This window comes from Methylobacterium fujisawaense (assembly GCF_039619325.1).
Classification (GTDB): Bacteria; Pseudomonadota; Alphaproteobacteria; order Rhizobiales; family Beijerinckiaceae; genus Methylobacterium; species Methylobacterium fujisawaense.
The window spans coordinates 3481050-3494561 of the sequence record NZ_CP155000.1 but is presented as its reverse complement, the minus strand read 5'-3'; the positions used below and the strand labels follow the sequence as shown (position 1 = coordinate 3494561).

The window sequence follows — 13512 nt, the reverse complement described above, 5'->3', positions numbered from 1 at the left end:
GCCATGGAGCCCAAGACGATGACCGATGTCGTGATCACAGGCGCGGTGCGCACCGCGATCGGCACGTTCGGCGGCGCGCTCGCCGGAACGCCCCCCTCCGTCCTCGCCGCCCGCTGCGTCGCGGAGGCCTTGCGCCGGGCCGGGACCGCGCCCGAGGCGGTCGGCCAGGTGGTCCTCGGCAACGTCATCCCCACCGAGCCCCGGGACGCCTACATCGCCCGCGTCGCCGCCCTGGAGGGCGGCCTCCCCAAGGAGGTGCCGGCCATGACGGTCAACCGCCTCTGCGGCAGCGGCCTGCAGGCGATCGTCTCGGCCGCACAGTCCATCCTGCTCGGCGACGCGGAGATTGCGGTGGCCGGCGGGGCCGAGAGCATGAGCCGCGCGCCCCACCTCCTGACCACCGGGCGGACCGGGTCGCGCATGGGCGACGCCGTCCTCGTCGACTACATGCTCGGCGCGCTGAGCGACCCGTTCGGCAACGGCCATATGGGCGTCACCGCCGAGAACGTGGCCGAGCGCTACGCCATCCCCCGCGCCATGCAGGATGCCTTCGCGGCCGAGAGCCAGGCGCGCGCCGCCCGGGCGATCCGCGAGGGCCGGTTCCGCGATCAGATCCTGCCGATCGACGTGCAGCGGAAGCGCGAGACGGTGGCCTTCGACACCGACGAGCACCCGAAGGCCACGAGCGCCGACGACCTCGCCAAGCTCCGCCCGGCCTTCTCCAAGACCGGCAGCGTCACGGCCGGCAACGCCTCGGGGCTGAACGACGGCGCCGCCGCCCTGGTCCTGTCCAGCGCCGCGCAGGCCGAGCGCGACGGCGCGACGCCGCTCGCCCGGATCGTCGGCTACGCCCATGCGGGCGTGGACCCGTCCGAGATGGGCATGGGCCCGGTGCCGGCGGTGCGGCGCCTGCTGGAGCGGACCGGGCTGCGGGCGGGGGATTTCGACGTCATCGAGTCGAACGAGGCCTTCGCGGCCCAGGCCTGCGCGGTCTCCCGCGCCCTCGACCTCGATCCCGACACGGTCAACCCCAACGGCGGCGCCATCGCCCTCGGCCACCCAATCGGCGCCACGGGGGCGATCATCACCGTGAAGGCCCTCTACGAGCTGGCCCGGACCGGCGGCCGCTACGGTCTCGTGACCATGTGCATCGGCGGCGGCCAGGGGATCGCCCTGGCCCTCGAGCGCGTCCAGTGACGCGGCCCTGAACCCCCATGCTGGACGCAGGTCAAAGGACGGCGCTCTGCGCCTGGATCGGCCGGACCCTGGGGGCCGGGACGGTCACCCTCGACGACATCCGGCCGCTGACCGGCGGCTCGATCCAGGAGAACTGGATGCTGGCCTGCCGTGTCGACGACAGCGAGCGGGGCTTCGTCCTGCGCAAGGACGCGCCGGCCACCATCGCGTCGAGCCGCCCGCGGGCCGAGGAGTTCCGGATCCTGCGCGCCGCCTTCGCGGCCGGCGTGCGGGTACCGGAGCCGGTCGGATTCTGCGCCGATCCGGGCGTGGTCGGGGCGCCCTTCGCCCTGATGGGGCTCGTCTCCGGGGTCGGGCTGGGTCCGCGGGTGGTGAAGGACACGCGCCTCGGCGGCGACCGGACGGCCCTGGCCGAGCAGCTCGGGCGGGAGCTGGCCCGGATCCACGGAATCCTGCGGGCCGATGGCCCCGGCCGCGCCGCCCTGGCGGACGACCTCGCCTTCCTCGGTGCGCCCGACGCGCATCCGGCGCTCACCGAGATCCGCACCCTGCGGGCGAATCTCGACGGGATCGGCGCCGTGCGCCCGGCCCTCGAATGGGGCCTGCGCTGGGCCGAATGCCACGCGCCGCCCTGTCCCGAGCCGGTCCTGGTCCATCGCGACTTCCGCACCGGCAACTACATGGTCGATGCCGAGGGCCTGACCGCGATCCTCGATTGGGAATTCGCCGGCTGGGGTGACCCGGTCCAGGATATCGGCTGGTTCTGCGCCGCCTGCTGGCGGTTCGGCCGGCCCGACCTGGAGGCCGGCGGCATCGCCCCGCGGGCCGCCTTCTACCGCGGCTACGAGGCCGAGAGCGGACGCAGGATCGACCCGGAGGCCGTGCGCTACTGGGAGATCATGGCGCATCTGCGCTGGGCGGTGATCGCCCTGGAGCAGGGCCACCGCCACGTCTCGGGCCAGGAGACGTCGCTGGAGCTCGCGCTCACCGGCCGGATGGCGCCCGAACTCGAAGCCACGATCCTGCGCGAGACCGCGCCCGAACGATGGGGAGCCCGATGAGCGCCGCCTACCCGGACGCGCCCGCGGGCGCCGCCCTCCTGGCGGTGGCCCGGCAGAGCCTCCTCGACGAGGTCGCCCCCGCCCTGTCGGGGCGCCAGCGTTACGTCCTGCTGATGGCCGCCAACGCGATGGGCATCGTCCTGCGGGAGATCGAGCAGGAGGGAGCCGCCGCCGAGGCCTGGGCGCGGGTGCTTGGCGTGCTCTCCGCCGAAGGGGACGCCGCCGAAGGGGACGCCGCCGCGCCCGCGGCTCTGGTCGCGGCCATCCGCGCTGGCCGCTGCGACGGCGACGCGGCGCTCCACGCGGCACTGGTCGAAACGACGCGGATCGCCGCCGGCATCTGGAAGGCGCCGGGATAGCGGCCCGCGGGTCGCGCAGGGCGTGCGGGTGCCGCCGCGGAGGCGGGCCGCGTGGCCCCGGCCGGTCCTCCCGGCGTCCGCGACCGGGGCGGGCGCGGGAACGCCGGCCGCCGCGACGGCGCGTTCCCTCAGTAGGTCCGGCCGGTGCGCTGGCGCCGTTCGAAGCGGCGGCCGAAATAGGCGATGAGCTTCGGCACGATGAAGGCCGTCAGGATCTTGCGCAGCATGGGGACCTCCTTCAGCGGGTGCGGCGGACGAGCCAGCCGGCCGCGAAGGCGAGCGCGGCCAGACCCAGCAGGGTGTTCGTGCGGTTGGCCTCGACCGTGCGGATCGCCTGCCGGCCGTAGACCGCGCCACGGCGGCGCACGTCCCGGGCGCGTTCGCGGCCCTCGCCGATGAGATGGTCGGCCCGCGTCCGGGCGGCCTCGGCCAGATGGCGGCCATCGTCGGCCAAATCCTCGGCCCGGTCGCGGGCGCGACCGTAGGCATACTGAGCGCCGCCGGCCACTTGGTTCACGGCGCCGCGCACTTGGCGGGCCGGGTCACCGGTCAGGCCGCCCAGGGCGGTCTGGGCGCGACCCTTGAGGTGACGGGACGCGCCACGGATCTGGTCGCGGTTCATGCTGCTCTCCTGTCTCGGGGTGATGGGACCTCGCCGGGGGCCGCGGCGCCGGTGGCCCGGCGCCGCGGGATGAGGATCAGTGCGTGCCGGTGATCTTGTCGGCGAGGGTCTTGGCGCCGTCCTTGACGTCGCCGACGGTCTTCTGGGCCTCGCCCTTCAGCTCCTGCGCCTTGCCCTCGGCCACCAGCTTGTCGTTGCCCGTGGCCTTGCCGGCCGCCTGCTTGACGTTGCCGACCGCCTCGTTGGCCAGGCCCTTGATCTTGTCGGTGGTGCTGCTCATCGCGTGTGCTCCGTGCGGTTGGAGGGGGGGGCAGAGATCCCGGCCGGGCGCGTTCCGCCCGCCGGGGATGGGCGGCGCCCGCATGGAGGCGCGGGCGCCGAAGGCGGTCAGACGCGCGGGGTCTCGTAGGCGCCGAGCAGGGCCGCGGGCTTCGGCGCGCCCAGGCGGCCGCCGAGGAAGGCCGCCAGGGCCCCGAGGATCAGCGCCAGCGCCGCGTAGAAGGCGCCCTGCGTGGCCGCCGACTTGGCCGTCACGGCCGCGGCCTCGGCCTTCTGCTTGGCGGTGGCCACCGCCTGGTCGTACTGCGTCTCGTAGTCCTGGATCTGCTGGCGGGCCTGATCGATCGGGATGTTCTGCGCCTTGGCCAGGGCGTCGGCCGCGCGGGCCTCGGCCTGCTGCTTCTGCGACGCGTCACCCGTGAACAGCGCCTTGATCGCCGCCACCGCCGCGTCGCGGGCCGCCTGCGGGTCCTGGCCGGCGGTCTGCTGGCGGACCTTCTGCTCGATGCCGTCCAGCGGGTTCGAGATCTTCGCCAGCGACGGCGCCGCAGCCTGGGCCGCCGTCTGCACGGTGCCGCCCACGAGGGTGCCCGCGCCGCCGAGCGCCCCCGAGACCGTGCTCAGCGTGCCGCCGACCAGGCCGCTGGCGGCCGAGGTCAGCAGGTAGAGCACCACCAGCGTCGTCACCGCCCAGGAGACGAGACCGTGCAGGGCGGCGGCGCCCGGCAGGGGCTTGCCCGAGAGCCGGCCGGCGATCAGGCCACCGGCCAGCGAGGCGACGATGCCCGAGGCCACGAACCAGATGCCGGCGCCCATCGAGGCGGTGGAGGCGGAGGGATTGTCGGCGGCGCTGGTGCCCACCGAGGCCAGGCCCACCCCGACGCCGACGAGGTTCACGATCACCTGGGTGACCAGGGCGGTGACGGCGCCGGCGAAGATCGCCCCCCAGGACACTTGGTTGAGCAGGACGGCGCGCGTGTCGGCGTGCGCGTCCGGCGCGAGGGGCGTTGCTACGGTCTGGATGGTGGTCACGCTGTCACTCCGGTGGTGGTGGTCGTCGTGGGTCGTCGTGGGTCGTCGCAAGGGGGTGTCGCCGGTGGGGGCGTCGCCAGGGAGCCTCGCGGTGGGGCGGCGCCGGCGAGGGGGCTCAGTCGCGGGCGCCTCATCCTGCGCGGAAGAACTTTGGCCGCGCGGAAGATGAGGGCGGACATCGCCCGATCAATGGTACGCCCATACCGGTATGGCGGTATTCATCCGTCAGGCCTGCTCAGCGGAAAGCCGTTCTCGCGCCCCCACACCACCGCCTCGCTGCGCTTGTGGATGCCGATCTTGCGGTACAAGGCGGCGCCGTGATTGCGCACCGTGTTGCGCGACAGGCCGAGCTTGCGCGCGATCGCGTCGTCGCCGAGCCCCGAGCAGATCAGGTTGAGGATCTGGCGCTCGCGCACCGTCAGGTTCGGCGCCGCCCCCTCGGCGGCCTCCCGGCCGGGGCGGCGCAGGGTCGCGAGCTTCTCGATCAGCCCGCGGCTGAACCACGACGTGTCGGCCATCACGGTCTCGATCGCGTCGAACAGTTCCCGCTCGGTGTGCTTGCGCTCGGTGATGTCCTGCAGGACCAGCAGGGCGAACTCGGCATCGTTGATGGTCACGCGCTCGGCCGAGACCAGGCAGTCGAGGTTCGTCCCGCTCTCGTGGCGCAGGCACACCTCGACCCCGAGGACGTAGCCGTGCCGGTCGAGGGCGGCCTCGACCTGCAGGCGCTGCTTGTCGGCGACCCACAGCCCGGCCTCGTCGAGGCTGCGCCCGACGATCCGGTCCTCGCCGTGGCCGAAGACCCGGCTGAACGCCTCGTTGATGCCGGTGACCTGGAACGTGTCCGCCCGCACCAGCACGGTCGGCACCGGCGTCATCCGGAACGCCTTGGCGAAGCGCTCCTCGCTCTGGCGCAGGGCCGTCTCGGCCTTCCGGCGCAGTTCGAGGGTCGGCGAAGGTGAACAGCATGCACGGCTCGTCGCCCATCGCGATCGGCTGGCCGGCGACGATCACGAACCGGCTGCCGCCGTCGGGCAGGTCGAGGCAGGCCTCCATCTGGGGGATCGTGCCGCCGGACTCGAGGCGCGCGACCGCGAGGTCGCGGTTGCGGGCGCCGGCCAGGACGTCGACCTCGTAGACGCTGCGGCCGATCACGGCGTCGCGGGTGAAGCCGGTCATCTCCAGGAAGCCGGTGTTGACCTTGACGTGGCGCAGGTCGGACAGGCGGGTGATCACCGCCGGGGCCGGGTTGGCGTTGAAGGTCCGCTCGAACCGCTCCTCGGCCTCGAACTGGTCGGAGACGTCCTTGAGGATCAGCGCGAGGCAGCTCGGCTTGCCGTCGCGGTCCGTGGCCACGAGGCTGCGCAGCGAGTGGACGAAATCCATCTCGGGCTTGTCGGCCCGGCGCACCTCGACCACGACATCGTGGAAGCGCTCGCCGGCGACGACGCGCTCGATCGGATACTGGTTGGGCGCGACGTTGTTGCGGTAGCGCAGGCAGAACCGGTCCCGGTACGCGTCCACGGTCGGCCCGAGCTCGTCGAGGCTCTCGGCGCCGTGCATCGCCAGGGCGGCGGCGTTGGCGTACGCGATGGTCTGGTCGGGCTCGACCAGGATCACGCCCTCGCTCAGGCCGGCGATGATCTGCCGGAGTTCATGCCTGTCGACGCCCGCCGTCACCGCTCTCGCACCCCAAGCCGCGCTCGCCGCCCCTCCGGCAGCCGGGCACAAACGGGTTGCGCACAAGCAGGTTCCCTCACCTAAGTTATTTTCTTGGTATACACGCATCATCGACGCGGGCGTTTTGAGCCAAGGATTGATGCCCGGCCCGTCGAGGCGTTGTCTCGCGCAGATCGCCGACGAACCGCCCAGCAGACCTGGACGTGCCGAACGTGCGGACATCGACCGAACACCGGGCCAGAAGCTCCGGGGCCGGTGCGACCCCGGGGCGGATCTTCGCGATCACTGTTTAGAAGTTGCGGAAGTCGATGCCGCATCGCGTCCGGGGCACCGGCCGGCCCGCCTGCCGGCCGTGTCGGGCACCGTGGGCCGCGCCGCCTGGGCGGCGGGCCTTCGCGGAACTTCTCCTGACGGGAGCGGTCGCGCGTCCGGATCGGCGGCGTGAAAAAAGCGCGCCGTACTGGTACAAATCTCTCATTTGAAAGAACGTGTTAGGGGCCATATCGGGGCTGCGGGACGTGCCGTGGGGTCCCAGGCTTCCACGGCGTCCCACCCCTTTGTCGAGGTTGTGCCGGGCGGATGGCCCTCTTGTCCGGCACGGCCGCGAGGCCGGACGCCCGCGCCACTCCGGGCGCGCGTCCGGCCCGTTGCCCTTTCAGGCCCGCACCCGATCGGCCCTGTCGATGATCCGGCCGCGGATGAACCGCGCCCGCGCTTCGAAATCACCACAGAGGAGACGATGACCCGACTTCGTGCTGCACTGTTCGCGCCCGCCCTGTTCCTCGCCGTCGGCGTTCCGACGGGAGCCTACGCGGCCAACCGGTTCGATGGAGCCTGGTCGGTCATAGCCACCGCGGAGAGCGGGAGCTGCACGGGGCCGTACAGCTACCCGATCGTCATCCGGGACGGGACCGTGGACGATGCCGGCGGCAACGGCGTCGACGCGTCCGGCCGGGCGGGCGCGGACGGCCGGATCACCGGCACGATCCGCAAGGGGCTCGCCAGCGTCCTGGTCTCGGGCCGTCTGCGCGGATCCGCCGGGACCGGCCGCTGGACCCTGTCGGGGCTCGGCGCCTGTGCGGGCCGCTGGACCGCTCGCCGCACGGGGTAGGGCACGGGGTAGGGCAGGGCCGCGACCGGCGGCCGCTGCGGGCCCCGGCCGATCCGTCGCGGGCCGACCCGCGACGGTCAGACAACCAGGATGGCCCAGCCGTGGGGCGGAAGGGTCACCCGGGCGCTCGGGCCGCCGGCTTCCGCGAGATCGCCTTGGCCGGCCTCGATCGCCCGCGCATCCGGGACCGGCAGCGGCACTGCCGCGTCGGCGAGGTTCAGGGCCAGCAGGACGCGCGCGGCGCCGTCGCCCAGCACGACCACGATCTGCTCGTTGGCGAGGTGCAGGGTCCGCGTCCGCGCGCGGTGCAGCCCGTCATGACGGCGCCGCAGCGCAATGAGGTCCCGGTGCAGCCGGTAGATCGGCCAGCCGTATGGGGCGAGATCCGCGGGCGTCGGCGGGAAGGCCGGCCGGATCGCGTCGTCGCCGCCGACCCGCTCCTCCTTCACGCCGCGGAAGGCCTGCTCGTCGCCGGCATAGATCGAGGGCGTTCCGCCGCAGGTCAGCAGGATCGCCAGGGCGTGCGGCAGGTGCCGGTCGTCCGTGAGCCGGCTGGCGATCCGCGTCACGTCGTGGTTGCCCACGAAGGTCAGAGGCGCGAACGTGTCGAGGCAGCCGTTGTGCCGGTCCAGGGCGTGGGCCAACTCGAACAGGTTGCGATCGTTGAGGGCGCTCCAGATCGCCTTCCACAGCTCGTACTGGGTCACCGCATCCATGCCGGTGTCCCGCACGAAGCGGGCGTAATCGCCGTGGATCACCTCGCCGACGATGTAGGCCTCCGGGTGGGCGATGCGGACCTGCCGCAGCACCCGCGCCCAGAAGTGCGGGGGAACCGCGTAGGCCGCGTCAAGCCGCCAGCCATCGGCGCCGCGGGCGATCCAATGGTCCATGACGGCGGCGACATGGTCGGCGACCTGCGGCGCGTCGTGGTTGAGCGTCACGAGTTGCCGATGGCCCTCGAAGCAGGCGTAGTCCGGCTCGATGCCCGGGCCGGAGCCCCGCGACCAGGACAGCCTGAACCAGTTGGCCTGCCGGGCTTCGGGCCCGTTGCGCAGGACGTCCTGGAAGGCGGGATGGGCCCGCCCGACATGGTTGAACACCCCATCGAGCAGGACGCGGAGGCCGCGGGCACGGGCCGCGGCGATCAGCGCGTCGAAATCGGCCTCATCGCCCAGGCGCGGATCGATCCGGAAAGGGTCGATCGTGTCGTAGCCGTGCGTGGCGGCCGCGAAGATCGGCCCGAGCGCCAGCCCGGACACGCCGAGCTCCACCGCGTAGTCGAGCCAAGCCTGCAGGTGGGAGAGGCGATGCACGACCGGTGCGGCCGGGTCGGCCTGGTCGGGGGCGCCGACGAAGCCGAGGGGGAAGACCTGCCACCAGACTGTCTGTTCGATCCAGGGCGCCACCCGGCCTCCGCCTGTCGTCAATCGGGAGCGAACCCCGGTCCGCCGCAATGGTTGCAGGGCCGCCGGTCCGGACGCGGCCGCGCGGCGTGAGACGGCCCGTGGTCGCCCATCCCTCCGCGCCCGCGGATCGGGCGCGGTCCGAGGGCCGGCAGGCTTGAGATCGGTGATCGGACAGGGGCGCAGGGCGCGAAAATCGCGGCTGGTTACCGCTAAGTCCTGGCTGCGACGGCGATATCGCCGCGTCGCCAGGATGCTGACTTGTCACCAGGAAGGCCTGGTGGAGCTGAGGGGATTCGAACCCCTGACCTCCGCAGTGCGATTGCGGCGCTCTCCCATCTGAGCTACAGCCCCGTCGAGGCGCCGGCCTTGTAGGCGCGGGCGGCTCAGCCTGTCAATTCCCTGTTTCAACGTCGCCCGCCGCGCGCCGCTCCGGCGCTGGGGTGCGGGCGCCCCGAGGATAGCGCGCGGACCTGCATGAACGCCCTGATCTGGCTCTTCGACACGGTCGTCCAGCTTTTCATCTATGTCCTCATCGCAAGCGCGGTTCTCAGCTGGCTGGTGGCGTTCAACGTGGTGAACGTGCGCAACCCGATCGTCGCGCAGATCGGCGAGGTGCTCTACCGGCTGACCGAGCCGGTGCTGCGGCCGATCCGCAACCTGCTGCCCAATCTCGGCGGCGTCGACATCTCGCCGATCATCCTGATCCTGCTGCTGCTGTTCATCAGCCGCCTGCTGCACGAGTACGCCGTGCCCGCAACCTACGTTTACGCGCAGTAGGACCGAACGCCCGTGAAGACGAATCCCGGCCGCTTCTTCGAGGATTTCCGCCTCGGCGAGACCATCCGCCACGCCACCCCGCGCACCGTGACGGTGGGCGACGTGGCGCTCTACACCGGCCTCTACGGGCCGCGCTTCGCCGTGCAGTCGTCGGACGCCTTCGCCCGGGCCATCGGCTACCCGAAGAGCCCGCTCGACGACCTGCTCACCTTCCACATGGTGTTCGGCAAGACCGTCCCGGACGTCTCGCTGAACGCGCTGGCCAATCTCGGCTACGCGGAGGGCGGGTTCCGGCGGCCGGTCTACCCGGGCGAGACGCTCTCCACCGTGTCGGAGGTGATCGGCCTCAAGGAGAGCTCGAACCGCCAGACCGGCGTGGTCTATGTCCGCTCGGTGGGCTCCGACGAGCGCGGCGAGACCGTGCTGAGCTATTGCCGCTGGGTCCTCGTGCGCAAGCGCGACCCCGAGGCGGCCATCGCCGAGGAGCACGTGCCGAGCCTCGCCAAGGTGGTCGACCCGCAGGATCTCGCGGGCGCCCTGCCGAAGCTCTCGGCCGCCGCCTACGACACCGACCTCGCCGGCAGCCCGCACCGCTTCGCGGATTACGCGGTCGGTGAGAAGATCGACCACGTCGACGGCATGACCGTCGAGGAGGCCGAGCACCAGATCGCCACGCGCCTGTTCCAGAACACCGCCAAGGTGCATTTCGACGGGCTGGCCGCCAAGGACACCCGGTTCGGCCGGCGCCTGATCTACGGCGGCCACGTCATCTCGCTCGCCCGGGCGCTGAGCTTCAACGGGCTCGGCAACGCCTTCGCCCTCGCGGGCATCAATGCCGGCCGCCACGTGGCACCGCTGTTTGCCGGCGACACGGTCTATGCCTGGAGCGAGGTGCTGGCCACAGCCGATGTCGGCCGCGACGATGTCGGGCTCCTGCGCCTGCGGACGGTCGCCACCAAGAATCAGCCCTGCGGCGCCTTCCCGGACCGCGCGGGCGACGGCTACGACCCGGCGGTGATCCTCGACCTCGACTACTGGGCCTTCGTCCCGAAGTAGGGGGCCGATCAGGGGGCCGCCTCCCGGCACCGCCGCGCGGCGGTGCCGGCAGAGACCGCCTCAGCGGATCCCGCCGCCGACCACGCCCGCCTCGACCGCCAGCGAGAGGCGGTCCGTGACCGCCCACTCGACGCCGACGCCCGCGACCGGCCGCACCGCGATGTCCTGGCGCGTGAACGGCAGCGACCCCGGGGTCGGCCCGACGCGCAGCGTCTGGTGCAGGGCCAGGGCGCCGGTCTTGGCGTAGACCAGCACGTCCGGCGCGACGAGGGTGCCGACCTTCACCTCCAGGGACCCGGCGAAGTCGTTGGAATAGGCGAGCCGCCCGAAGCCCGGCGTGAGGGTGCCGCCGAGCCCGGCCAGATAATCGAACCCGCCGCTGATGCCGTAGACGATCGGGCCTTCCTGCCACATCCGGCCGCCCTCGAACCCGATCGTCGGGCCCGAATAACTGCCGAAATGCCGGGACGTGCTGACCGCGTAGCCGGTCGAGAGGCGCGCGTAGGAGCCGGTCCAGCGGCCATACGCGTCCTCGGGCATCTGCGGCCAGGCGAAGGAGGGCAGCGGCGCGAAGCCGATGGACGGCCAGAACAGCGCCTGGGCGGCGGCGGGACCCGCCGGGAGACACGCGGCCCCGAGCCCGAGACCGGCCCCGAGCGCGAGACCGGCCGCGAGGCGGCTGAACGGACGGGAATCGGCGCGTCTGATCATCCCGCCATCCTAGCCGAAGCTCCCCGCCCGCGACAGGCGGAACCCGCGCACCCGCGGGATCGTGCGCGGCGCGCCGGGGCCGGCGTGCTCAGCAGGCGGCGACGTTGACCGCGAGGCCGCCCAGGGAGGTTTCCTTGTACTTGGCCTGCATGTCGTGCCCGGTCTGGCGCATGGTCTCGATGACCTGGTCGAGGCTCACGAAATGCACCCCGTCACCGTGCAGCGCCAGGGAGGCGGCGGCCACCGCCTTGTTGGCGCCGAAGGCGTTGCGCTCGATGCAGGGGATCTGCACCAGGCCGCCGATCGGGTCGCAGGTCATGCCGAGATGGTGCTCCATGGCGATCTCGGCGGCGTTGGCCACCTGGGGCGGCTCGCCCCCGAGGATCGCGGCGAGGCCCGCCGCCGCCATGGCCGAGGCCGAGCCGACCTCGCCCTGGCACCCGACCTCGGCGCCCGAGATCGAGGCCCGGCGCTTGATCAGCCCGCCGATGGCCGCGGCGGCGAGGAGGTAGTCGCGGCCGCGCGACTCGCTCCAGCCGGGGCAGAAATCCACGATGTAGCGCAGCACCGCGGGGACGATCCCGGCCGCACCGTTGGTCGGCGCCGTGACGATGCGGCCGCCGGAGGCGTTCTCCTCGTTCACCGCCAGGGCGAACAGGCTGATCCAGTCCATGATCTCGTGGGCCGGACGGCTGTTGGACAGCCGGTTCGCTTCGAGCGTCGCGTGGAGCCGCTTGGCGCGCCGCCGCACCTTGAGGCCGCCCGGCAGCTCGCCGTCCATGCGCAGACCCCGGGCGATGCAGGCGAGCATGGCGTCGCGGATGGCATCGAGCCCGGCCTCGATCTCCGCGTCGGAGCGCAGGGCGCGCTCGTTGGCCATCTGGACCTGCGGGATCGTCAGGCCGGTCTCGGCGCAGGTCCGCAGGAGGTCGGCGCCGCTCTCGAACGGATACGGCAGCGCCACCGCGTCCAGGCCGGCGGTGCCGGGCTCGTCCTCTTCTTCCACGAAGCCGCCGCCCACGGAGTAGCAGACCACCTCGTCCAGAAGCCCGCCGGCAGGACCGTAGGCGCGAAAGCGCATGCCGTTGGTGTGGCGCGGCAGCACCTCGGTGAAGTTGAAGAGAAGGTCCCGCGTGCCATCGAAGGCAATGCCGGGCAGGCCGAGGGCGCCGGTCTCGGCGAGGGCCTGCGTGTAACCGGCCACGGCGTCGGGATCGACGGTGGCGGGCTCGTGCCCCAGGAGGCCGAGGAAGATCGCCACGTCGGTGCCGTGGCCGCGCCCGGTCCAGGCGAGGGAGCCGAAGATCTCCGCGCTCACCCGCGCGACGCCGGACCGGCCGGCGACGCGGTCGCGGAAGCGGCGCGCGGCGACCATCGGGCCGATCGTGTGCGAACTCGACGGGCCGATCCCGATCTTGAACAGATCGAAGGCGCTGATCATGGCGTGGCGTCTCTCCCTATCGGCACGGGCCCCGGACGCGGCCCTGCAGGAAGCCGGCCATGCGGGTCCCGCAGGAACGCCCGCCGGGTCCGCGCCGCGGCCGCCGGCCGGGAGCCGACGGCGGGAGGCGTGATCGCGGCGCGGACGGGCGCTCAGATCTTCCCGTCGAGGCCCATCTGGTAGTACTTGTGCACGATCTTGTCCTGGTTCTCGAGGAGCCAGTCGATCGAGGGCTCGTTGGTCATGGCCTTGCGGATGGCCTCGGTCATGCCGCGGCGCTGGATGTCGAACAGCGCCTTGTGGTCGACATGCTGGGCCTCGATGACGCCGGGGCTGAGCCAGACCGAGCAGATGATGCCGAGATCGTTGGCCTTGTGCTTGGGGATGTAGCCCGCCCGCACGGCGTCGAGGACGCCGTTGGCGATGGCGAACTGCACGGTGCCCATCAGGATCGAGGTGTACTTGCTCTCGGTGACGCTGACCTTGGATACGCAGAGCGTGACCGGGCGCACCATGATGTCGGTGTTCAGCAGGGCGAAGACGCGGCTGTGGCCGACGACCTGATCGCCGGTCAGCGTGGCGAGGGCGGTGCCGACCGGCCCGTCGAGTTCGCCGATGATGACCTCGGGCTCCGAGGCGGTGTTGGGCGGCCCGCCCGCCACCAGGGCCTCGCCGGCCCGCAGGATGATGCGTTCGTTCATGCTGTCCCTCGTGGAGATCGGGCGATCCGGCTCTGCCCGACGGCGCGGCTCCTATCACCGGCCCGCCACGCCTGTCGAC

13 protein-coding genes, 1 tRNA gene and 1 pseudogene are annotated in these 13512 nt (G+C 72.4%); 6 read left to right on the top strand and 9 right to left on the bottom strand.

Going from position 1 to position 13512, the window contains the following annotated elements; all coding sequences use genetic code 11:
* Positions 1-18 precede the first annotated feature (18 nt).
* From bktB to ABC766_RS16610, 3 genes are read left to right on the top strand one after another with little or no spacing between them, the layout of a single operon-like run.
* A complete protein-coding gene (bktB, locus tag ABC766_RS16620; protein WP_345822779.1) occupies positions 19-1197 on the top strand; it encodes a beta-ketothiolase BktB in 1179 nt (392 codons plus the stop codon).
* Between the two features lie 17 nt (positions 1198-1214).
* Complete coding sequence (locus ABC766_RS16615; protein WP_345819080.1) at positions 1215-2258, top strand: phosphotransferase family protein; 1044 nt, start codon at positions 1215-1217, stop codon at positions 2256-2258.
* A complete protein-coding gene (locus ABC766_RS16610; RefSeq protein WP_345819079.1) occupies positions 2255-2617 on the top strand; it encodes a DUF6285 domain-containing protein in 363 nt (120 codons plus the stop codon). The genes ABC766_RS16615 and ABC766_RS16610 overlap by 4 nt, the downstream gene beginning before the upstream one ends.
* 238 nt (positions 2618-2855) lie before the next feature.
* Here the strand turns inward: ABC766_RS16610 and ABC766_RS16605 are convergent, their stop codons facing one another.
* The 4 genes and pseudogenes from ABC766_RS16605 to ABC766_RS16590 all read right to left on the bottom strand — a co-directional run bounded on the left by ABC766_RS16605 (position 2856) and on the right by ABC766_RS16590 (position 6230).
* The gene (locus ABC766_RS16605; RefSeq protein WP_043350215.1) at positions 2856-3239 is read right to left on the bottom strand and encodes a CsbD family protein; all 384 of its coding nucleotides are present in this window, start codon (positions 3237-3239) and stop codon (positions 2856-2858) included.
* Positions 3240-3315: 76 nt separating this feature from the next.
* Positions 3316-3519 carry a CsbD family protein gene (locus ABC766_RS16600; protein ID WP_342140842.1) on the bottom strand — a complete coding sequence of 68 codons (204 nt, stop codon included), beginning with the start codon at positions 3517-3519 and terminating at the stop codon, positions 3316-3318.
* A gap of 107 nt (positions 3520-3626) precedes the next feature.
* Positions 3627-4550, bottom strand: a complete 924-nt coding sequence (locus tag ABC766_RS16595; RefSeq protein WP_345819075.1) for a PhnA-like protein — start codon at positions 4548-4550, stop codon at positions 3627-3629.
* Positions 4551-4768: 218 nt separating this feature from the next.
* Positions 4769-6230 (bottom strand): annotated as a pseudogene (locus tag ABC766_RS16590) (helix-turn-helix transcriptional regulator).
* A 739-nt stretch (positions 6231-6969) separates the two neighbouring features.
* Between ABC766_RS16590 and ABC766_RS16585 the strand changes: the two are divergent.
* A complete protein-coding gene (locus ABC766_RS16585) occupies positions 6970-7341 on the top strand; it encodes a hypothetical protein (RefSeq protein ID WP_345819074.1) in 372 nt (123 codons plus the stop codon).
* A gap of 77 nt (positions 7342-7418) precedes the next feature.
* On the opposite strand, the gene ABC766_RS16580 is transcribed toward ABC766_RS16585, so the two are convergent.
* Together ABC766_RS16580 and ABC766_RS16575 are read right to left on the bottom strand one after the other, a co-directional pair.
* The gene (locus ABC766_RS16580; protein WP_345819073.1) at positions 7419-8747 is read right to left on the bottom strand and encodes an alpha-amylase family protein; all 1329 of its coding nucleotides are present in this window, start codon (positions 8745-8747) and stop codon (positions 7419-7421) included.
* Positions 8748-9022: 275 nt separating this feature from the next.
* A tRNA-Ala gene (locus ABC766_RS16575) sits at positions 9023-9098 on the bottom strand.
* A 123-nt stretch (positions 9099-9221) separates the two neighbouring features.
* Between ABC766_RS16575 and ABC766_RS16570 the strand changes: the two genes are divergently transcribed.
* Both ABC766_RS16570 and ABC766_RS16565 read left to right on the top strand, forming a co-directional pair.
* Positions 9222-9524 carry a YggT family protein gene (locus tag ABC766_RS16570; RefSeq protein WP_010684838.1) on the top strand — a complete coding sequence of 101 codons (303 nt, stop codon included), beginning with the start codon at positions 9222-9224 and terminating at the stop codon, positions 9522-9524.
* 12 nt (positions 9525-9536) lie between these two features.
* On the top strand, positions 9537-10580 hold the full coding sequence (locus ABC766_RS16565) for a MaoC family dehydratase (protein WP_043353002.1): 1044 nt from the start codon (positions 9537-9539) through the stop codon (positions 10578-10580).
* A 60-nt stretch (positions 10581-10640) separates the two neighbouring features.
* On the opposite strand, the gene ABC766_RS16560 is transcribed toward ABC766_RS16565, so the two are convergent.
* From ABC766_RS16560 to ABC766_RS16550, 3 genes are all read right to left on the bottom strand, one after another.
* Positions 10641-11291, bottom strand: a complete 651-nt coding sequence (locus ABC766_RS16560; RefSeq protein ID WP_342143443.1) for a hypothetical protein — start codon at positions 11289-11291, stop codon at positions 10641-10643.
* A gap of 88 nt (positions 11292-11379) precedes the next feature.
* Positions 11380-12732, bottom strand: a complete 1353-nt coding sequence (locus ABC766_RS16555; RefSeq protein WP_342143442.1) for an L-serine ammonia-lyase — start codon at positions 12730-12732, stop codon at positions 11380-11382.
* A gap of 152 nt (positions 12733-12884) precedes the next feature.
* Positions 12885-13433, bottom strand: a complete 549-nt coding sequence (locus ABC766_RS16550; RefSeq protein ID WP_043353007.1) for a formaldehyde-activating enzyme — start codon at positions 13431-13433, stop codon at positions 12885-12887.
* Between the last annotated feature and the right edge of the window lie 79 nt (positions 13434-13512).